The 20,149-nt window shown below is 67.2% G+C and carries 15 protein-coding genes; 9 read left to right on the top strand and 6 right to left on the bottom strand.

From position 1 onward, the window contains the following. Positions 1-5: 5 nt before the first annotated feature. Positions 6-2,174 carry a SpoIIE family protein phosphatase gene (locus tag EV649_RS24700; protein ID WP_130385928.1) on the bottom strand — a complete coding sequence of 723 codons (2,169 nt, stop codon included), beginning with the start codon at positions 2,172-2,174 and terminating at the stop codon, positions 6-8. Positions 2,175-2,389: 215 nt separating this feature from the next. Here EV649_RS24700 and EV649_RS24695 point away from each other — a divergent pair, with 215 nt between their 5' ends. The 4 genes from EV649_RS24695 to EV649_RS24680 all read left to right on the top strand — a co-directional run bounded on the left by EV649_RS24695 (position 2,390) and on the right by EV649_RS24680 (position 6,935). Further along, positions 2,390-3,268 carry an aldo/keto reductase gene (locus EV649_RS24695; RefSeq protein WP_130385927.1) on the top strand — a complete coding sequence of 293 codons (879 nt, stop codon included), beginning with the start codon at positions 2,390-2,392 and terminating at the stop codon, positions 3,266-3,268. Between the two features lie 9 nt (positions 3,269-3,277). Beyond that, positions 3,278-4,267, top strand: coding sequence for an aldo/keto reductase (locus EV649_RS24690; protein ID WP_130385926.1), 990 nt, complete (start codon positions 3,278-3,280; stop codon positions 4,265-4,267). Between the two features lie 64 nt (positions 4,268-4,331). Then, positions 4,332-6,260: an acyl-CoA dehydrogenase family protein gene (locus tag EV649_RS24685; protein WP_130385925.1), complete on the top strand. Its 1,929-nt coding sequence runs from the start codon at positions 4,332-4,334 to the stop codon at positions 6,258-6,260. Positions 6,261-6,281: 21 nt separating this feature from the next. Beyond that, positions 6,282-6,935: a DUF2461 family protein gene (locus tag EV649_RS24680; RefSeq protein ID WP_130385924.1), complete on the top strand. Its 654-nt coding sequence runs from the start codon at positions 6,282-6,284 to the stop codon at positions 6,933-6,935. On the opposite strand, the gene EV649_RS24675 is transcribed toward EV649_RS24680, so the two are convergent. Then, the gene (locus EV649_RS24675) at positions 6,892-8,532 is read right to left on the bottom strand and encodes an MFS transporter (protein ID WP_157996299.1); all 1,641 of its coding nucleotides are present in this window, start codon (positions 8,530-8,532) and stop codon (positions 6,892-6,894) included. The two genes, EV649_RS24680 and EV649_RS24675, sit on opposite strands and share 44 nt — an antisense overlap. Beyond that, positions 8,532-9,857 carry an MBL fold metallo-hydrolase gene (locus tag EV649_RS24670; RefSeq protein WP_241998616.1) on the bottom strand — a complete coding sequence of 442 codons (1,326 nt, stop codon included), beginning with the start codon at positions 9,855-9,857 and terminating at the stop codon, positions 8,532-8,534. The genes EV649_RS24675 and EV649_RS24670 overlap by 1 nt, the downstream gene beginning before the upstream one ends. A 99-nt stretch (positions 9,858-9,956) precedes the next feature. On the opposite strand from EV649_RS24670, the gene EV649_RS24665 reads away from it, so the two are divergent. The 3 genes from EV649_RS24665 to EV649_RS24655 all read left to right on the top strand — a co-directional run bounded on the left by EV649_RS24665 (position 9,957) and on the right by EV649_RS24655 (position 12,143). Continuing rightward, a complete protein-coding gene (locus tag EV649_RS24665; RefSeq protein WP_130385922.1) occupies positions 9,957-10,616 on the top strand; it encodes a metalloregulator ArsR/SmtB family transcription factor in 660 nt (219 codons plus the stop codon). A gap of 117 nt (positions 10,617-10,733) precedes the next feature. Then, on the top strand, positions 10,734-11,222 hold the full coding sequence (locus EV649_RS24660) for a VOC family protein (RefSeq protein ID WP_130385921.1): 489 nt from the start codon (positions 10,734-10,736) through the stop codon (positions 11,220-11,222). Positions 11,223-11,363: 141 nt separating this feature from the next. Then, positions 11,364-12,143: an aminoglycoside phosphotransferase family protein gene (locus tag EV649_RS24655; protein WP_157996298.1), complete on the top strand. Its 780-nt coding sequence runs from the start codon at positions 11,364-11,366 to the stop codon at positions 12,141-12,143. A 27-nt stretch (positions 12,144-12,170) separates the two neighbouring features. On the opposite strand, the gene EV649_RS24650 is transcribed toward EV649_RS24655, so the two are convergent. After that, complete coding sequence (locus EV649_RS24650) at positions 12,171-15,410, bottom strand: hypothetical protein (RefSeq protein WP_130385919.1); 3,240 nt, start codon at positions 15,408-15,410, stop codon at positions 12,171-12,173. 360 nt (positions 15,411-15,770) lie between these two features. On the opposite strand from EV649_RS24650, the gene EV649_RS24645 reads away from it, so the two are divergent. Next, complete coding sequence (locus EV649_RS24645; RefSeq protein WP_157996297.1) at positions 15,771-17,012, top strand: alpha/beta hydrolase; 1,242 nt, start codon at positions 15,771-15,773, stop codon at positions 17,010-17,012. 5 nt (positions 17,013-17,017) lie between these two features. On the opposite strand, the gene EV649_RS24640 is transcribed toward EV649_RS24645, so the two are convergent. Next, entirely contained in the window at positions 17,018-17,266 is a 249-nt protein-coding gene (locus EV649_RS24640; RefSeq protein ID WP_130385917.1) for a hypothetical protein, read from the bottom strand. Positions 17,267-17,372: 106 nt separating this feature from the next. On the opposite strand from EV649_RS24640, the gene EV649_RS24635 reads away from it, so the two are divergent. Then, on the top strand, positions 17,373-18,806 hold the full coding sequence (locus tag EV649_RS24635; protein WP_130385916.1) for an alpha-amylase family protein: 1,434 nt from the start codon (positions 17,373-17,375) through the stop codon (positions 18,804-18,806). Here EV649_RS24635 and EV649_RS24630 read toward each other — a convergent pair. Next, on the bottom strand, positions 18,803-20,119 hold the full coding sequence (locus tag EV649_RS24630) for a phospholipase D-like domain-containing protein (RefSeq protein WP_198682656.1): 1,317 nt from the start codon (positions 20,117-20,119) through the stop codon (positions 18,803-18,805). The genes EV649_RS24635 and EV649_RS24630 overlap by 4 nt on opposite strands. Positions 20,120-20,149: the final 30 nt, after the last annotated feature.

Raw genomic sequence — 20,149 nt, 5'->3', positions numbered from 1 at the left:
GTACGTCATCGGTCGTTTCCTACGATCACTTTGCGGCGCATGAGGATCGTCGTGCCTTCTGGGCCGCTGTCGACGTCCACCGAGTCCGTGAGCCCGCGGATCAGTCTCAGTCCCAAGCCGCCGCCGCGGTGCGTTGGGCTCCGCCACCGGCCGTGGTCGCGGACGGTCACCTCGACTGCGCCGTCCACGAGTCGCGCCTCGACGTGCATGTCGCCTGGCGAGGCGCCGTACGCGTGCCGTACGACATTGCTGCAAGCCTCCCCGCAGGCGATCGCGAGCTCGTCGGCGTCCCGCCCGCCGACACCTGACTCGCGCAGCCAGCGACCTAACGCGTGCCGGACTTGAAGGAGCATGCGTGCATCGGCCGGTACGTCAAGTGAAAGCGGCGCTCCTGCCAACACCAATGGGCGGAGCGCGACCAGTGCGATGTCGTCGGCAACCTCGCCGTTCTCCGGGAGGGACGACAGGACCCGGTCACAGAGAGCATCGAGGTCGGCCTGCCCGATGCCGGACGCTTCGGCGAGCAGCCGATCGAGACCGTCCTGAATCGACAGCGTGCGCTCCTCGACGAGCCCGTCGGTGTAGAGCAGCAGAGTGGCTCCGGGCCGCAGTTGCTGAGTTGCCTCGGCATAGTCCCGTTGAGCGAGTACGCCGAGCGGTGGGGCCAGCCCACCCTCGAGGTACCGCGTGTCTCCGCCGTCGATCAGGAGGGCCGGCGGATGCCCGGCGTTCGTGAACCGAATCGTGCCGGTGTCCGGGTCGTACACGACGTAGAGCAAGGTCACCATCTCGGCCATTGGAAGCTCGCGGACCAACTCGTGCAGGCCGTTCATCACCGCAACCGGTGATGGATCGTGTACGGCGTACGCCCGGACCGCCATCCTCAGCTGGGCCATGGCTGCCGCGGCCTGCAGACCGTGCCCGGCAACATCACCGATGACGAGACCGACCAGCCCACCGCGCAGGGGGATCACGTCGTACCAGTCGCCGCCGACATGGAGATCCGCGGTCGCTGGGACGTAGCGGGCGGCTACGGCCACGCCAGGGATGTCCGGCATCCGGTCCGGGAGCAGGCTGCGTTGCAGCGTTTCCGCGATCTGGTGCTCGCGCCGGGTCCGTGCCTCCTCCAGGGTCAACTGCTGTTGGGTCTCGTACCGTTGGTGGATCTCGCGGCGCAGGCGGTCGTTGGTTGCCGTGAGCTGCGCCGTGCGGGTCTTGACGCGCTCCTCCAGGTCGGCAGCTGCGGTCATCAGCGCGCGAGCAAACCGCATACGTTCGGTCACGAGCGCGGCGAGGAAGAACGACGTGAGCGCGATCGTGGCGTTGAACGCCTGAAGGGTCAACATCTGCTCCAGCAGCGACCCGCCCGCGAAGGGGCCGAGCTCGCGTGTTGCCGACCAGGTTGCGATCAATGAGGCGATCAGCGCGGCAGGTGCAGCTCCGCGCAACTGGAGACGCCACGAGGCCCAGCCCAGGCACGGCAGCACCAGGAACAACAGCGACAGGTCGGTGGACGCTGTCCAGAACGCAAGCACCGTGGTCAGCACGAGGATTGCCGCGGCCTCGAGCCAGCGCGCGGCCGGCCACCGCTCGTGCTCCCAGAACAGGGGGATGCACAAAAGGAACGGCGCGACGGCGAGAACGCCCATCGCGTCGCCGGTCCACCAGACCGCCCACGCACCGGCCAGCTGATCGATGCCGATCGCGTTCGAGGCTACGAGAGTGGTGGCGCCGATGGTCGCGCTGATCGTCATGCTCGCGAGTGCACCCAGGAAGACGATCGCCAGCGCATCACGCCGGCTGTCCAGCTGACGCCGGAAGCCGACGCGCTCAAGGACGATCGCCGCGACCAGTGGTGCGAGGGTGTTGCCCACGGCGGTGAACAACGCGGGCACTGGACCGGCGCTGATCGGCAGATTGACGGCCAGAGCCGCCAGCGCGACAGCTGGCCACATCGACCTGCCTAGCACGAGGAACGCCGCCAGCGCGATGCCGCTGGGCGGCCATAGCGGCGTGACGTTTCGCTCCACCAGCGACAGGCTCAGGCCCAGACGCGCCCCGAGATAATAGGCCGCGCCGACCAGGACAATGGCCGTGGCCGTGCGGCCCAGATCGGGCGGCAGGCGCAGCGCGAGCGGCCTCGACGTCCAAGATGCTCGCGCGCGCCCAGCCATGGCGCTTCTACGGGGTCACGATCCGCGGCAGCTTCACCCTGTCCAACTCTCCGGCCGGGGCCCAGCGCCTCGTTGCCTTAGCTCATGGGACGCTGGAAATCGGGCTACGTCAACCCACTGTGCGCAGGTGACCTGACAGGCGGTGAAGGGGGCACTGGTAGTACCTGGAACGGCAGTGACTCCCTGGTCGTGCCGTGCGGGCCTACGGTGGCGGCATGACCGTTCCAGCGATCAAGTTGAACAACGGGGTGGAGATGCCCGCCATCGGGTTCGGTGTGTTTCAAACGCCGCCCGAGGAGACGATTGCGGCTGTCGAGAGCGCGCTGGAGGTGGGGTACCGGCACGTCGACACGGCAGCGGCGTACGGGAACGAGCGTGAGGTAGGCGAGGCGATCCGCCGCTCCGGTCGGGACGACGTCTTCGTGGAGACGAAGATCTGGGTCGTCGACTACGGGTACGACGAGACTCTGCACGCGTTCGACAAGAGCGCCGGGAAGCTCGGCGTCGAGCAGATCGACCTGCTGATCCTGCACCAGGCGGTTCCCAGCGACTTCGAGCGCACCATCGGCGCCTACCAGGCGCTGGAGAAGTTACTTGCCGACGGCAAGGTCCGGGCCATCGGGGTGTCGAACTTCATGCCGCCGCACCTGGACCTGTTGCTGGCCGAGACCGGGGTCGTGCCGGCGGTCAACCAGCTCGAGATCCACCCGTACTTCCAGCAGTCCGACTTGCTTGCCTATGACAACGAGCGGGGCATCCTCAACCAGGCGTGGTCGCCGATCGGCGGGATCACCTTCTACCGGGGCGGCTCGAAGGGGTCGACGCTGGCAGATCCGACGATCCTGGAGATCGCTGCGGCACACCGCCGTACGCCCGCGCAGGTGATGTTGCGCTGGCACCTGCAGGAAGGGCGGCAGCCGATTCCGAAGTCGGTCACCCCCTCCCGGATCGCGGAGAACTTCGCCGTCTTCGACTTCGAACTCACCGGCGAGCAGCTCGCCGCGATCGACGCGCTCGACACCGGGATCCGCGGCGGCCCGGCGCCGGAGACCATCACGCGAGGGTTCGGCGGCATCGAAATCCCTGAGGCCTGAGGAGGCATCATGCACACACGCACGCTCGGTCAAGGCCTGGAGGTCTCCGCGGTCGGTCTCGGCTGCATGGGGATGTCGCAGAGTTACGGACCGAACCCTGGTGACCGCGACGACATGATCGGCGTGATCCGGTACGCCGTGGAGTCCGCCGGGGTGACGTTCTTCGACACGGCCGAGGTGTACGGGCCGTACGTCAACGAGGAACTGGTCGGCGAGGCGCTGGCGCCGCTGCGCGACCAGGTCGTGATCGCGACCAAGTTCGGGTGGAACATCCAGGACGGCAAGATGACCGGGACGAACTCGCGTCCCGAGCAGATCCGGCGGGTCGCGGACGAGTCGTTGCAGCGGCTCGGGATCGATGTGATCGACCTGTTCTACCAGCACCGGGTGGACCCCGACGTACCGATCGAAGATGTCGCCGGGGCGGTGGCCGAACTCGTGAAGGCCGGCAAGGTTCGGCATTTCGGGCTCTCCGAGGCCGGTGCGGACACGATCCGCCGGGCGCACGCCGTACATCCGGTCACGGCTGTGCAGAGTGAGTACTCGCTGTGGACGCGGGACCCGGAGCCTGAGGTGCTGCCGGCGTGCGCCGAGCTGGGGATCGGGTTCGTGCCGTTCAGCCCGCTGGGCAAGGGCTTCCTGACCGGCACCGTGAGTACCTCGACGGAGTTCACCCCCGACGACATCCGTTCGCGGGTCCCGCGCTTCGAGGCCGGAAACCTCACCGCGAATGAGGCCTTGGTCGCTTACGTCCGCGCGCTCGCCGAGCCGAAGGGCTGCACGCCCGGCCAGATCGCCCTCGCGTGGCTGCTGGCCCAGCACCCGTGGATCGTCCCCATTCCCGGAACCCGTCGCCGCCCGCGGATCGACGAGAACACCGGCGCGACCCAGGTCGCGCTGTCGGCCGACGAGATCGCCGATCTCGATGCGCTCGCCGCTCGGATCGGTGTCCAGGGGGACCGTTACAACCCGGCCGGGATGGCCATGGTTGGCCTCTGAGTTCCCACAAGCTCGTTTGGGGTACTAGCGGGTAGTAGGAGTCCCCAGGCGAGGAGGGATACCCGTGACGGCTACGACCCGGCAGGTCGGCGAGCGTGAGGCCCGAGAGGTTGCGGAGGCGGCCCGGGAGACCGAGTGGACCCGGCCGAGCTTCGCGAAGAAGCTGTACCTCGGCGACTTCGACTTGTCGCTGATCCATCCGCAACCGCACGCGATCGCGGCGGACGACGCTGCCCGGGGCGAGGAGTTCATCGCCCGGCTGGCGGCGTACTGCGCGACCCTCGACGGCCTGCTGATCGAGCGGGAGGCGAAGATCCCGGACGAGTACCTGCGAGGGCTCGCGGAGCTGGGGACCTTCGGCATCAAGATCCCGACCGAGTACGGCGGCCTGGGCCTGCCGATGTCGTACTACGGCAAGGCGTTGATGCTGGTCGCGTCGGTGCATCCGAGTCTGAGTGCGCTCGTCTCCGCGCATCAGTCGATCGGTGTGCCGGAGCCGGTGAAGATGTTCGGGACCGACGAGCAGAAGCAACGGTTCCTGCCCCGCTGCGCTGCCGGTGCGGTGACCGCGTTCCTGCTCACGGAGCCTGACGTGGGCTCGGATCCGGCTCGCCTGGCGTCGACCGCAACCCTGACCGACGACGGTACGGCGTACCTCCTCGACGGCGTGAAGCTCTGGACGACGAACGGCGTCATCGCCGAGCTGGTCGTGGTGATGGCACGCGTACCCGAGCACGACGGCGAGCGGGGAGGCATCAGCGCGTTCGTCGTCGAGGCCGACTCGCCAGGGATCACCGTGGAGAACCGCAATGCGTTCATGGGGTTGCGCGGGATCGAGAACGGCGTCACCCGTTTCCACCAGGTCCGGGTGCCCGTCGAGAACCGGCTGGGACGGGAAGGCGCCGGCCTGCGGATCGCCCTCACCACACTGAACACGGGCCGGTTGTCCATCCCGGCGACCACCACCGCGGCCGCCAAATGGTGCCTGAAGATCGCGCGGGAGTGGTCCGTGGAGCGCGTCCAGTGGGGCCGGCCGATCGGCGCCCACGCGGCCGTGGCGGAGAAGATCTCGTTCATGGCGGCCACCACGTTCGCGCTCGAGGCGGTCCTCGACCTGTCGGCGAACCTGGCCGACGCGGGCACCAAGGACATCCGGATCGAGGCGGCGCTGGCCAAGCTGTGGTCCAGCGAGATGGCCTGGCGGATCGCCGACGAACTGGTGCAGATCCGCGGTGGACGGGGATACGAGACCGCCGACTCGCTGGCGGCCCGGGGCGAACGGGCGGTGCCGGCGGAGCAGATCCTGCGCGACCTGCGGATCAACCGGATCTTCGAGGGCTCGACGGAGATCATGCATCTGCTGATCGCCCGGGAGGCCGTCGACGCCCACCTGTCCGCGGCCGGGGACCTCGCCTCAGCGGACGCCGATCTTCAGGCCAAGGCGAAGGCCGCGGTGAACGCGAGCGGGTTCTACGCCAAATGGCTGCCTCAGCTCGCCGTCGGAAAGGGAACCGATCCCAGGTCGTACCGGGAGTTCGGGCCGCTCGCGAAGCACTTGCGGTACGTCGAGCGGTCGTCGCGCAAGCTCGCGCGGCAGACCTTCTACGGCATGGGGCGGTGGCAGGCGAAGCTTGAGTACCGGCAGGGCTTCCTGGCCAGGATCGTGGACATCGGCGCCGAGCTGTTCGCGATGGCCGCTTCCTGTTCGCGGGCCGAAACGCTGCGCGGCCAGGACGCCGCTCAGGGGGAGTCGGCGTACGAGCTGGCGGCGGTGTTCTGCGAGCAGGCGCGGCTCCGGGTCGACCACCTCTTCGAGCAGCTGTGGAGCAACACTGACGACGCCGATCGACAGCTGGCTCGGCAGGTGCTCGATGGGAAACACAGTTGGCTCGAGAACGGGATCGTGGATCCTTCCGAGGGGACCGGCCCGTGGATCGCCGAATGGCAGCCCGGCGAATCCAAGACGGAGAACAAGTCACGCCGCTACCGCTGACTGCTCGGTAGGCTGCCTGTCGTGAGCGGGGAGTTCGACGGGTGGCCGCAGGGTGCTTTCGATGTGTTGTTGCGCCTCGAGGGGGAGCCTTCGGCTGATGTCAGGCGGGAGTGCAGGCGGGAGCGGGAGGAACTGGTTCGGCGGCCGATGATCGAGCTGCTGAATATGGTGGCTGATGCGGATTCGGCGTACGAGGACTTTTCGGTCTGGGGGTACGGCGATGTGTTGCTGAGGGCCTGGCAGCGGCAGAGTGCGATTGTGCGACAGGCTCGGAACGTTGAGCTCGGAGTTCGGTTTGATCTGGATGGGTTAGAGGTCAGCTTGGCGTGGTGGTATGCGCCGTCCGTACAGATCGAGCGCTATCGTGCTGCGGTGGCGGACGGCGGTTCTGGTCCGCAGCTGGCCGTCATTGTGCGGAAGCTTGAGCGGGAGGGGTTCGTGATCTCGGGCGATCTACTGAAGCGGCCGCTGCGTGGTTATCCCGCTGACCATCCGCGAGCGGAGCTGCTGCGGCACAAGTCGGTGATCGCAACCCGGCCGCTTGGCTGCGAGGAATGGATTCACACCTCCGCCGCGGCGGACCAGGTACTCGCGGCCTTCGCCCAGCTGCGTCCGCTGGCGCGTTGGCTGGTCAAGAATGTGTCGCCGGGCGGGTCGGGGTCTTGGGATGGGTGACCGGCAGACGGGCTTCCTGCCAGGCCTCGAATCCACCGATGACGTCGGTACTACGGAATAGTCCGAGTTCTCGCAGAGAGCGAGCGGCGAGGCTCGAGGAGTACCCGCCTTCGCAGATGACGATCCACTGGATGCCGTGCGCAACGGCCTCGGGAATTCTCGCAGTGCTCGTGGGGTCGAGCCGCCATTCCAGGTGGTTTCGTTCGATGACGAACGCTCCAGGGATCTCACCGCTTGCCCGTCGCTGGAATTCGGGCCGGGTGTCGACGATCATCGCCTCGTTTCGCCGTACGGCGTCGTACGCCTCCTCGGGACTGAGGCGCGGCAGCTCGGCCTGGACTGTGGCGACCCAGTCGTCGATCGGCATCGGTCGCCGCCGTCGCGACGCGGCCGGATGGGTTTCATACATGCGGATCGCGACCACGAGACCCGACAAGGCGGTGATGACTGCGACGACCCAGACCGCCGCCCGCAGTCCCCAGAGGTCCGCGACCAGACCGGCCAGAATCGCGCCGACCGCGAACCCGCCATCGCGCCACAGCCGGTAGACGCCGACGGCTCGCGCGCGCCAGGCGGGATGGGCGACGTCGCCGATAGTGGCGAGCAGTGTCGGATAGACCATCGCGGTGCCGACGCCGAGCAGTACTGCGGCCGCTGCCCACAGCGGGAAGCTGTCGGCCGCGGCGGTCGTTGCGAGGGCCACGGCTTGGACGAGCATGCCCGCGGTGATCAGCCACTTGCGTCCCCAGCGATCCGACAGCGGACCGGTGACAAGTTGCCCAAGGCCCCAAACGGCCGGGTAGAGCGCGGCGAGGATCCCGATCCGCGCAACGGACAATCCTGCGGTGGCGAACAGGATCGGGAACAGTCCCCACGCGAGTCCGTCGTTCAGGTTGTTCACCATCCCGGCCTGGCTGGCCGACGACAGTGCCGGCTCGCGCAGGCTTGTCCGGCTGAACACCTGGCGATTCGTCACCTCGCCCCGAGTGTGATGTCCAGCAGCCTCCAGCTGCGCGTGTCCTCGGGTTTCGCGTACGACGAACGCCGACAAGCCGAGCCCGAGAGCGGCGTACGACAAGCCGAGCAGGAACGGGGCCGGACGCAGGCCGTAGCGCGCGGCGAGATACCCCGTGGCCAGGGCCGTCACCGCGACGGCGACGTAGCCGGCGGCCTCGTTCAGACCCATTGCCAGGCCTCGCCGGTGTGGGCCTGCCAGGTCGATCTTCATGATCACTGTGGCCGACCAGGTCAGGCCCTGGTTGACGCCCAGGAGCACGTTGGTGGCGACGACCCAGCCCCAGGACGGTGCCCAGATGAGGAGCAGCGGAACCGGCACGGCGATCAGCCAGCCGACCACCAGGACGGGTTTGCGACCGAACCGGTCCGACCAGGTGCCCGCGAAGTAGTTCGTCGCGGCCTTGGTGAGGCCGAAGGCGAGGACGTAGGTGAGCAAGAACGTGTACCCGGTGAGGTGGAACGTGTGGTCGGCGAGTAGCGGCAGGACGGTGCGTTCTTGCCCGAGCATCCCGCCGACGAGCGCGTTGACCGCGACGAGCAGGCTGAACTGGGCGAGATTTGCGCGGATCCCGAGCTGCATCAGCCGGTCTCCAGATCCTGCCCGGTCGCCGCGGCCCAGTCCTCCGCTCCGCCGACGAGTACGGCGAGATCACGGTGCCCGGTGCGTTCCAGCAAACTCGCGGCGCTCATCGCGCGCTCGCCGTGGCCACACATCACCACCAGCGGTTCGCGTCGTACCTCATGGGCGCGGTCCACGAGCGCGCCGAGTTCGATGTGCTGGGCGTGGGGGAGGTGGCCGCCGTGGAACTCGGACTCCTGCCGGACGTCGAGGACCGCCCCGTGGACGTCGCCCGGGCGGATCAGCTGGGTGTGCACGGTCTCGGCGTCCCACGCATCCATCCCGCCGCGCAGTTCGCCGACGACGTTGTAGACGATCTTGGCCGCTTGCCACGCGATCTCGTCGGCGTCCTGGTCAGGTCGCCGTACGACGATCACCGGCCGGCGGTCCGGCACCAGCCAGCCCAGCCACGACGCGAACGCCGGCCGCAGCGGGATCGACAACGCGCCCGGGATGTGCGCGGCCGCGAAATCTCTCGTCGGTCGGACGTCGACCAACTCGGCATCCATACTCCGGAGCGCCGGGGCATCGAGGGGTCGTAGAGATGGGGCGAAGTACAGGACGGCCGGACCGCGTCGGTTGATTTCAGGCAACCGCAGGAAGTACGGCGGGAAGCTGCCGAGCGACTCGAGCAGTTCCTTCACGAACGCGTCCTCGCTGCCGACCTGCAACAGCGGATTCGTTGCCCGTTCGCGGCCGATCGTGCTGACTCGGTCGGCATCCGGGGGAGCAGAGCAGAACGACCCGGCACCGTGGGTCGGCCAGACCGCCACGTCGTCGGGCAGTTCGGCGAGACGCCGCAGCGAGGCGTACTGCGCACGGGCGAGCGCCTCGGTCTGATCGGGGGAGACGAGGTCGGTACGGGCGGCTGCTCCGACGAGCAGCGATCCGCCGGTGAAGACGCCGAGCGGGCGCGCGCCGTCGAGGAGAAGGAAGGACAGGTGCTCGTGGGTGTGACCCGGCGTACCGAGTGCTCGCAGGCGCAGCCCGCCGAGGTCGACCTCGTCCCCGTCATGCAGGCCGCGGTGGCCGAACTCGCGATGACCAGCGGCGGAGGCGAGGATCTCGGTGCCTTGGCTCGCGGCTAGCTGTCGCGCACCGGAGAGGAAGTCGGCATGCAGATGCGTGTCCGCGGCGAACGCGACGGTCAGTCCACGCCGCTCAACTGCCGCGGTCGCGGCCCGGAGGTCGACGCTGACGTCGACCACCAGCGCGCGGCCGTCGTCCAGGTCAACCAGGTACGCCGAGTTGCCCAGGCCCTCGTCCACCAGCGGAACAACCGTCATCGCTCCCGCCATCCTGTTCAAGGAACTACTTGAATAAGAGCGCCGGAGCTGGGGTATTGTCAAGAAAGCACTTGAATACGCTGGTCAGGAGGCTGACAGATGCGGGATCGCGCCGCGAAGACAGCACTGTTCGACGCTCTGACAGAGGGTGCGAAGGCGTTGGCGAACGGTCGTCGGGCGGAGCTGATCGACGTACTGGCCCAGGGGGAGCGGTCGGTCGAGGAGCTCGCCACTGAGATCGGGCAGTCGGTGGCGAACACCTCCCACCACTTGCAGCGCTTGCTCCGGTCCGGCCTGGTCCGGACCCGCCGGTCGGGAACCCACGTCTACTACGCGCTCGCAAGCCCCGCGGTGACGGATCTGTGGCGGGCGATGCGTGCGGCCGCCGAGGAGCATGCCTCCGGTCTGGATCGGCTCGCGCAGGACTACCTCGGCAACCGCGGCTCGCTCGAAAGTATGACCCGCGACGAATTGGTGAAGCGCCTTCGCGCCGGGGACGTCGTCGTACTGGACGTCCGGCCGGCGGCGGAGTACGACGCAGGGCACCTGCCCGGCGCGATCTCGCTGCCGCTCGCCCAACTGCAGGAGCGGTTGGGTGAGGTGACCAGCGGTGCTCAGGTCGTGGCGTACTGCCGCGGGCCGTACTGCGTGTACGCCGACGACGCCGTCAGACTGCTGGCCAACGAAGGTCGTGCGGCGTACCGGCTGGAGGACGGCTTTCCGGAATGGGCAATGGCCGGCCTGCCCGTCGAGCGTTAGGACGATTGACGCGCAGCCGGACGGCTGTCGTATGCGCCGTGTCTCCGATCGTCCTACTGATAGCGGGCGGCATTCGAGCTGCCCGGATACAGCAGAGCGACCACGGAGGAAGACCAGATGACACCGGCAGCAAAGCCCAGCCCGATCCCCGCTTCGTACCGGCGGGTGACGCCCACCCTCACCGTTGCGGGCGCCGTCAAGGCGCTCGAGTTCTACAGCTCGGTGTTCGGCGCGACCGAGCGGATGCGTTTCCCCGGTCCGGAAGGGACGATCGCCCACGCGGAGATCCAGATCGGCGACTCGGTCGTCATCGTCGAGGACGAGGATCCCCAGCGAGGCACCACTGCGCCGCCTCCTGGTGGACTGCCGGGCTCGCCCGCGTTGCTCTTCATCTACGTCGAGGACGTCGACGCGGTCATCGCACGCGCCGTGGAGCTCGGTGCGACGCTGCAGCGTCCCGCGGAGGACCAGTTCTACGGCGACAGGGACGGCCACATCGTCGATCCGTTCGGACACGGGTGGACCGTCGCGTCACACATTGAGGACGTGACGCCCGACGAGCTGACGCGCCGGATGGCCGAGCTGTTCGGCTCGGCCAGCTCTTAACCCCATTGGGAACTTAACCTCTCCCTTCGGACAGGAAGGGGCGTGGAGATGTCGCACAGGCTTGAGTTTCTGTTGTCGGAGAATCCGTGGGCGCCGACTGCGGTCATTGAAGAGGTGAACGCGCGCACAGGTGGCGGGTTGGTGCTGACCGGGCTGGCTGATCAGGTGGGTGGGTCGAGCAGCGCGGCGTTCGTTGCGTGGGCGGATGGGCGGGAATCTGCGCTCACGCGGACTCGTACGCCGTTGGCCGTGATGCGGCAGACGGCGAGTGTCCTGAACGACGTACGCGGGCAGGGCTTGCCCGTTCCAGAGCATCAGCTCGTGCTGGAGCTTTCTGATGGGTACGTCGCTGTTGTGCAGGAGAGGCTGCCCGGCCGTCATGTGAGTGAGCTCAACTCGACCACGGCTGCTGCGTTCATCGCGATGAACGACCGGTTTGCTGGAGTGCTACGAGACCGTCCAGAGGTCCCGCGGCCAAGAGCCTTTCGCACTTTCGAGAACACCGTGGGCCGTCTTGGCGAGCGTGGCCGGCGCCTGCTGGGGCGACTGCTTGAGATTGACGGTGGGCGCCCCTTTCGCATGCAGGGCGACGATCTTGTGCACACCGACTACACGCCGGGAAACGTGTTGTTCGATGACGCCGGCAATGTCAGCGGTGTGGTCGACTGGAACAACGGCGCTGTGCGCGGCGATCGGTACTACGCGCTCCTCGGGCTGCACTGGGGGAGCGTCGGCCGGAGGACGGTCGGGGCCGAGGAGTTGAAGCAGGTCGAGGAGAAGCTGGCCCACCTCAGCCCGGCGACCAGACGCAGCTACGAGGCGCATTGGATGGTCGACCAGGTGCACGAGTCAATCCTCAAAGGCTTCCCGCCAGAACGCATCCAGGCCGACGTGGCACGCGCGGAGAAGACACTGGGTTGAGGCGTGAGGTAGGTCACCTCTACTGCGTCACGTGGGTTCTACGAGGGAGCTCCTTACCGCGCGGCAGTAGGACGTGATGAGAGATGCAGTGCCCGCCGCGCTGTTGGCGGCGCGGTAGAGTTCGGCGATGGCCCAGTGGCCTTCTCGATCGATGGCCATGGCTTTCAGCCGCTTCTCGAGAAGTACGGGGTCGGTGATCACCAGGAGTTCGTCCAGGGCTTCCTGGAGATTCTGGCGCGCCAGCAGGATCTGGCGGGCGTTGTACCGACCGAAGTTGCGGTAGGCAACGAAGCTCGCCGTGTCGAAGAATTGGTTCAGAGTCGACTCCCGCGGGTAGGTCGGGTACCGCTCGTGGAAGGCGAGCAGCGCCGCGGGCATCTCCTTGGCCAGGCCGGGCTTGGCGTACCAGAGGACACCGACCGGCGTCTGGTCGGTGAACGATCCCGCGCCCTTGCTGAAGAACCCGATGTTGACGGTCCGGGGCGAGTACGCCGGGACGCGCGAGGTGCTGGGCGCTGCCCGGAGCGGGTCGAGACTGATGTCGATCCGGATGTCGCACTCGCTCGGGGCGATCGCGATGGCCTTGCCGAGTGAGCTCGTCGCGTCACCCGGACCGGAGTCGGCGTCGACGCAGACGATCTCGGTGATTTCGGGGATCCGGAGCAGCTCGACGAGTCCGGTGTTCTCCCAGTGCCCGCCGTCGGTCAGGTACAGGTAGGGGTCGTCGAGGTCGTGGATCCCGAAGAACTCCTTGAACAGGTAGCCGAGCCCGGTCCGGGGATACGACAGGTCGATCTCCTTGTCCAGCTCGGCGGCTTCGAGTTGGGTGATGAAGCGCGGGTTGGCGATCCACACCCCGAGCCGGATGTTGAAGAAGGCCAGCAGCATGCTGGTCGGGCCGATCTGGTACCGCCCCATCGCGGGGGAGACCGCCGCGCTGGAGATGGCGACCGCCATCATCGTGGTGATCCGCTTGTTCAGCTTCTCGCCGAGCCGGTCGAGCACCCGTGTGGATGCGGCGAACTGCAGGGTGTTGCCGCGCCCGTCCTGGGGCAGATGCAAGATCGTCCGCTCAGGGTCGAACGTCACGCTCAGAGCCGGAGTGCCGTAGCGGGTACGGACCGCACGTGAGGTCACGGTGCTGGTCGTGCACACCACCAGCGGCGTACGCACCGCCTTGTTGTCGTAGTTGAAGGCGAAGAGGCCGGGTTCATGCTTGGCCTCGTCTGTACCAGGGACGTCGTTGTCGTACGGGCGCACACGGACCTCGTCCTCGCCGTTGTCGGTCCGGTACGTCGCGTAGGCCAGACGCAGCTTGCCTCGGTAGAAGGGCGCCAGTGACCAGCTTTCCGAGCTGGGTCCCAGGAGCACAACAGCCAGAACCGCCAGCGCGAGTACCCAGTTCCAGCCGGACTGCCAGCTGACCAGATCGTCCCTGGACCAGGTCACCTCGTGCTTGGCAGCGGTCCACGTCGCCAGCGCTGTCAGACCCAGCGCGACCACGACGAAGGCAAAGCCGCCGAGCATGGGCGCGAAGCGCGCCGCCGGCTTCCTGAGGATGCGGACGACCGAGCCGACAACGCCGACACTCGCACCGACCGTAGCGATCAGCGTGGGCAACGTCAGATGGGCGACCGCACCGACCAGCTCGATGAAGCCCCACAAGGTCAGTGCGAGCAACGCACCAAGGCCGAGCGCGCTGTACGACGCCCGCTTCAGCGTCTGCAGTGTGACGCGCGCGGCCGGCTTGTTCTGGGCGTAACCGACGAGAAACTGACCGGCGAGGACCCAGAGCATCAGGACGACGAATCCGGCGGCGAGGAAGATGAGCCCGGGCAGTGCGAGCAAATGGTCCTTGACGAGTCCGTGCATCGCGCCGTTCGGCAGCTCGCCGCCCTGGCCCGTGAGGCTGCGCAATGCCCAGCCCACAGGCCGTGTGATTGCCCAGCCCATGCTCAGTAGCACCACCAGGTTGACTGTCAGCCCGGCGATCACCGTTGCGAACACGGCTGGGCGGTACGACGCCTTGGTGGAGGTCTGATTGCCCTCGGGTCCGGATTGCCTGGTCGCCTTCGCGGCTGCCGGATCGGTGTCGGATCCTCGAGGCTGGTTCGACCCGAGGTACCCGAGGTTGTCGACCAGATGGCGCTCCTCGGGGGTGAGCCACCCGTTTTCCCGCTGCCGCCACGGTCGAGGTGCCAGCTGGCGGAGGCGCTCTCGTTCACGGCTCTCCTCATCCGTCGTCGGGAGGCTGGATCGCGAGATGCTCCAGCCGGCCGCCATGTTCGATCCACCCGACACCGCGGTGACGGCGCGCGCCCCGGACCAGCCGAGGACGCCGTCGTCGAGCGCCTGGAGTGCGCCGAGGCTGATCGACGACGCCCGGATGCCGCCACCGGAAAGGGCAATGCCATACCTCGCCGGTCCGGACGGGGGATCGGCGCGTCGCATCTGGGTGCCCTCTGCGGCTTGCGCGACCTCTTCCGAAGGTTCCGGCGTCGGAGCCATGCCGGCCACCTTTTGGGCGTACGACGGCAGCTTCAGAGAGGCGGTCCTGACCCAGCGTGGCGTCGACCACCAGGCGAAGGCACCTGCCGCGGTGTAGACGATGGCGACGAGGAGCAGGGTGAACTTGGCCCAGGCGCAGACCGCGACGAACCGCCAGGGCCCGTTCGACGATCCCGCGGTGAGCATGAGGATGTTCTCGGCGACGTCGAAGACGCCCGCGACGACGACAGCGATGACCACGGTGGTACGCGCTCGCCGTAGCGCCGGCAGCCGGAAGTAGTTGCCGGCCCACGACGCCAGTAGGCCGAGCAGGAAGACGTAGGAGGCGATGAACCAGAAGTCCTGTTGAACGGCCCTCGTGAAGGCATCGCCGCACGCGCAGGCCGTCCATGCGTCGCTGGTGCCGGCGAGTTCGATCTCGACGATCGACCTCGGAGTGCCCTTGAGACTCGCCGCGTCGCCGAAGTGTGCGGCGGCAAGAGCAAACAGGATCAGAGCAAGCCAGCGCAGTACGGCACGCAAGTGGCGCTCCAGGTCGGTGGCGAGCAGAACGACCACCAGCACGATGGCGAGCACAAGGAACGCGACCCAGACCGCCCGCGGCAAGTCATCGTCTCCGACACGGTCGCCGAGAAACACTGCGCCGAGCGCGAGCACGCCGACGCCCACAATCAGCAACACCACCCGCCGCCCGTAGTGAAAGGAGACATCCGTATCCGATGTGAGTCCCTCGACCGGCGGATCCAGAAGAATCGCCATTTGCTCCACCCCCACTCACCTATAAGAGGTCTGAGAACGGCGACTGATACGCCCGCGCGAACGCGTCGTACGTCCGGTTGAGCCGGGCAACCTGCTGGTGGGCTTTCGGTCTTGTCGGTGGGTTTGGGGTGGGTGCTTACTGGGGGTGTGGGGCGGGTGGGTGTGGTCGCGGTTTTGGTGGCTGGGGTGGGACTGGGCTCGTGTTCGTCGGTGGGGGAGTCGGCGGGGATCGAGTGGGGGGACTGCTCGGCTGGTGCCGGCGTGGGCGGGGGGAGTCTTCCTGCGGATCGGTTTGAGCTGCGGTGTGGGGCTGTGGAGGTTGAGCTTGACCCTGCTCATAAGGAGGCGGGGACGGTTGGGGTGCAGGTCATTCGGGTTCATCGGTCGGGCGGGGCGGCGACCAAGGATCCGTTGTTGCTGATTGCCGGTGGGCCTGGGCAGTCCGGTGTGGACTACGCGGTTGTTGCGGCCGGTCTGCTGCCGGAATCCGTACTAGACCGGTTCGATCTGGTGGGGTTCGATCCGCGCGGGGTCGGGCGCACGCAGCCCATCCGGTGTGAGCACGCCGATACCGGTACGCCGACGTTCCCCGACCTGCTGACCGACGCGGGATATGCCCGTGCTGCCGGCCTGATGCGTGGGATCACGAACGAGTGCGCGGCGGCGCTGGGATCCAAGGCGGCCTTGTTCAGTACGACGGCGACGGCTGTCGACATCGATCGCATTCGGGCAGCTTTGGGCCAGTCGACGCTGACCTACCTGGGCTGGTCGTACGGCGCCAAACTTGGGGCCGAGTACGCCCGCCTCTACCCGGACAAGGTCCGCGCCGCCGTCCTCGACGCCCCGACCGCCCCCGGCACGACCTGGATCGAGACCGTCGAACGCCAGATCGCCGGCTTCGAGAGTGCGTTCGATCAGTTCACGGCCTGGTGCGCGACACAGGACAGTTGTGACCGGTTCCGCGATGTGCGCAAGTTCGTTGGCGAGCTCGTCCGCAAGGCGCAGGAGTCGCCCATCCCGAGCAGGCGGCCGGCGGACGACGTACCGACGTACGGCGTCGATGTCGTCGATGCTGTGGTGGCCTCCCTGTACGACGATGCGCGCTGGCCTGATCTTGCCGACGGACTGCGGGAGGCTGCGGACGGCGACTCGGGCACCCTGCGGGAGCTGGCCGACGCCGGTCGCGGCGGGGACTCGGAGGACGCCCTGCTGGTCATCAACTGCAATGACAGCGCACCCGGGCCCAGCGAGGGTGAGATCAGGGCGGCCGGAGCCCGGTTCGCCAAGGAGTTCCCGCTGTTCGGGGTCTGGGGATCGTGGCAGCTGTTCGGGTGCGCGTTCTGGCAGCCGACCCGTCACACCCTGCAGCCGCCCGTCGCCGCCACGGCGCACCCGATCATCGTCGTGGGCACTCGCCACGACCCCGCAACGCCGTACGGCGGGGCCGTCGCGATGGCCGCGATCCTGGGTAACGCGGAGTTACTGACTTGGGAGGGTCAGGGCCATACCGCAGTCGGTCGCAACGACTGCGTCAACCGTCACGTCGCCGACTACCTGGCGTCGCTGACGGTACCGCCGCACAACACCCGCTGCGCAGCGTGAGCGGATCAGGCCTCGGCGTCGGCCTGGCCGAGGGAATGGAGTTTGGAGAAGGGGGCGACGACTCGCAGGAGCCGTCCGGCCCCGAAGTCGATGATGACCGTGCCATCAGCTTCGACTGAATGGACGCGGCCGAGCCCCTCCCTGTCGTGAGAGACCCGCTCACCGACTTCGTAACTCTTGAGCGAGTCAGAAACCTGGGCCTTGAAAGGACTGGTGGACAGGTGACGACGCGTCGTCGCGCGATAGGGCAGCATCAGACCTCAAGTATGCGCCGTTTTCGCCGACTCTGCGACACGGGACCCCCTCGGAGCCACCGGCCTGCGTGGTTTGATGAGGTACCCGCCGCCCCGAGGGAGTCCGATGATGCGCAAATTGCTGGTCCTGTTGCTGGGTCTGTCGATGGCCGGATTGAGCGGGGCGAGCGCGCAGGCAGCGCCGGTGGGGGACCGGGACGTCATCGTCCAGCTGTTCGAATGGAACTGGACGTCGGTCGGGCGGGAGTGCGGTCAGGTGCTCGGCCCGAAGGGGTACGGCGCGGTGCAGGTCTCGCCTCCGCAGGAGCATGTCGTGCTGCCGGGGTCGGGGTATCCGTGGTGGCAGGACTACCAGCCGGTGAGCTACAAGATCGACAGCACCCGCCGCGGAACGCGCAGTCAGTTCGTTGCCATGGTCAACAGTTGCCACGCGGCCGGTGTCAAGGTGTACGTCGATGCCGTGATCAACCACATGACCGGTGGCTCGTCGGGCGGCACCGGCAGCGCGGGATCGTCGTACACGCATTACGACTACCCGGGCACGTATCAGACACAGGACTTCCATCATTGCGGGCGCAACGGGAACGACGACATCGTCAACTACGGCGACCGGTACGAGGTGCAGAACTGTGAGCTCGTCGACCTGGCCGATCTCGCGACCGGCACCGACTACGTGCGCGGCCGGATCGCGACGTACCTGAACGATCTGCTGTCGACCGGGGTCGACGGGTTCCGGCTGGATGCCTCCAAGCACATGCCGGCCGAGGACATCGCCGCGATCAAGTCCCGCTTGTCGCGTCCGGCGTACCTGTACCAGGAGGTCATCTACGGCGCCGGCGAGCCGATCACCCCGGACGAGTACGTCGGGAACGGCGATGTGCTGGAGTTCCGGTACGGGAAGGATCTCGCGAAGATCTTCAACACCGAGCGCCTCGCCTACCTGAAAACGTTCGCGGAGCCGTTGGCGTCGGATCGTGCCGTGGTGTTCACCGACAACCACGACACCCAGCGCGGCAGCGGCGTACTGACGTTCCGCGACAACGGCCGCTATGCGATGGCGAACGCGTTCATGCTGGCCTGGACGTACGGGACGCCGAAGGTTATGTCGAGCTACGAGTACTCGTCGAACGACGAGGGACCGCCGTCGAACAGTAGCGGGCAGACGGTCGACACGACCTGCTTCAGCAACCGCTGGCGGTGCGAGCACGAGTGGCGGGTGATCGCCAACATGGTCGGCTTCCACAACGCCGTACGAGGGACCGCCGTGACCGAGTGGTGGGACAACGGGAACGACGCGATCGCGTTCGGGCGTGGCGACAAGGGTTACCTCGTCCTCAACGACGAGAGTTCGGCGCTGACCGGCCGGAGCTTCCACACCCAGCTTCCGGCCGGCGTGTACTGCGACGTCTTCCACGGCGACTACTCGTCGGGCAGCTGCACCGGTCCGACGTACACCGTCGACTCATCGGGCTGGTTCCGCGCCGACATCGCCGCCTCGGACGGCCTGGCGCTTCACGCCGGGGCCAGGCTGAACTCCTAGCAGTTGAATTTCAGATCGTCCGGGTCGTACGTGTCGAACTTGCTCGTCTGCCACGTGACCGCGGCGGCGGCACGGATCTTGAAGAAGTGGTCCTTGAACTTCTCGTGCACGTCCGCGTCGGTGATGCGCAGTATCACGTCGTCGTTGTGCCAGGGCGACTTGCGGTTGAGGTTGTGGCTACCGGTGAAGACGACCTTCTGATCCCCGTTCCCGGCGTAGTTGCCGTCGATCAGGATGTTCTTCTCGTGGGTTCCGCACTGGTTCTTGCTGAACTCGCGGACCTCCGGCCCGTGGAACTTGCCGGTCGGAGCGCGGAGCAGACCGCCGCGGAGCGGCCCGTCCTTCGCCTGACTGACGTCCGTGCCTACGACGTCGACGTAGCAACCCTCGTTGTCCAGCCGCCACAGCTCGGCGGCGACGGCGGCGCCACCGCCCTTCGCGATCTGGGCCGCGGCGACCCGGACGATGGTCCGGTGCTCCTTGTCGTTGGTGCCGCCTGACGTGTTCCCGTCGCATTTCACGCTCTTCAGGATGTTCGCGAAGGTGACGTTGCTGCTCGACTCCTTGCGCGGCGAGACATACATCTTGTACTTCGCGTTCGACACCGGCCCGTGCTCGTCGATGAAGTGCTGGTACTGGTCGGCGCGCTTCTCCTCGGTGCTGAGATCGAAGAAGTACTCCTGGTACTTGTCGTACAGCCACTTCCCGTCGTCGCCCATCGCGGTGAACGCGGTGTTCCACATCTTCGGGCCGGAATGGTCGCTGAGGTTCGAGCTCGTCTGCACGACCACGTTCGACTGACCGCGGGTCTTGCTGAACAGGTAGAACTTGTTGTGCATGATGTGGTCGCCGATGCACGACGTGTGCTTGTTGCCGTCGGACTTACCGAGGTCGCCGCAGTTCTTGATCCACGAGGTCCGGCCGTCCACAGCTTTCTCGACGTACTTGTACGGCTTCTTGCCGGCGTGCTCCGCGTCGACGATCACCCGAACCTTCACGTCATCGTCCTCGATCTTCTTCACTAGGGCATTCGCGACCTTCTGGTCGTCGAACCGATACGACGCGATGGTGATGTCCGAGCCCTTCCCCGCGCCCTCGATCAGGTTCACCAGGTAGTCGCGGATGCGGTATTGCTGGTATTCCGCCGGGACGTCCTGGGCCGTGCCGTTCGGGTCGTTGTCCACAAACACGGCGGGTGCGTCGGGGGCGTCGTCGCCGTCCTCCGCGCCGGTGGCTTGCGCGCCGCCGCCGTACACCAGTGCGCAGGTCGTCGCGGCGACCACGAGTCCTTTGACCAGATCCGAAGGTTTCATACCGGCGACGGTAGGTATGTCGGTTATCCG

Origin of the sequence: Kribbella sp. VKM Ac-2569, assembly GCF_004216905.1 — a bacterium.
Lineage (GTDB): Bacteria > Actinomycetota > Actinomycetes > Propionibacteriales > Kribbellaceae > Kribbella.
This window is presented reverse-complemented; position numbering and strand designations above follow the sequence as displayed.

Excerpts from the sequence above, each read along its gene's own strand:
- EV649_RS24660 (WP_130385921.1), top strand. The coding sequence starts at position 10,734 with ATGACACCGGCAGCAAAGCCCAGCCCGATCCCCGCTTCGTACCGGCGG.
- EV649_RS24690 (WP_130385926.1), top strand. The coding sequence starts at position 3,278 with ATGCACACACGCACGCTCGGTCAAGGCCTGGAGGTCTCCGCGGTCGGT.
- EV649_RS24675 (WP_157996299.1), bottom strand. The coding sequence starts at position 8,532 with ATGCAGCTCGGGATCCGCGCAAATCTCGCCCAGTTCAGCCTGCTCGTC.
- EV649_RS24700 (WP_130385928.1), bottom strand. The coding sequence starts at position 2,174 with ATGGCTGGGCGCGCGCGAGCATCTTGGACGTCGAGGCCGCTCGCGCTG.
- EV649_RS24695 (WP_130385927.1), top strand. The coding sequence starts at position 2,390 with ATGACCGTTCCAGCGATCAAGTTGAACAACGGGGTGGAGATGCCCGCC.
- EV649_RS24665 (WP_130385922.1), top strand. The coding sequence starts at position 9,957 with ATGCGGGATCGCGCCGCGAAGACAGCACTGTTCGACGCTCTGACAGAG.
- EV649_RS24640 (WP_130385917.1), bottom strand. The coding sequence starts at position 17,266 with ATGCTGCCCTATCGCGCGACGACGCGTCGTCACCTGTCCACCAGTCCT.
- EV649_RS24650 (WP_130385919.1), bottom strand. The coding sequence starts at position 15,410 with ATGGCGATTCTTCTGGATCCGCCGGTCGAGGGACTCACATCGGATACG.
- EV649_RS24635 (WP_130385916.1), top strand. The coding sequence starts at position 17,373 with ATGATGCGCAAATTGCTGGTCCTGTTGCTGGGTCTGTCGATGGCCGGA.
- EV649_RS24630 (WP_198682656.1), bottom strand. The coding sequence starts at position 20,119 with ATGAAACCTTCGGATCTGGTCAAAGGACTCGTGGTCGCCGCGACGACC.
- EV649_RS24670 (WP_241998616.1), bottom strand. The coding sequence starts at position 9,857 with ATGACGGTTGTTCCGCTGGTGGACGAGGGCCTGGGCAACTCGGCGTAC.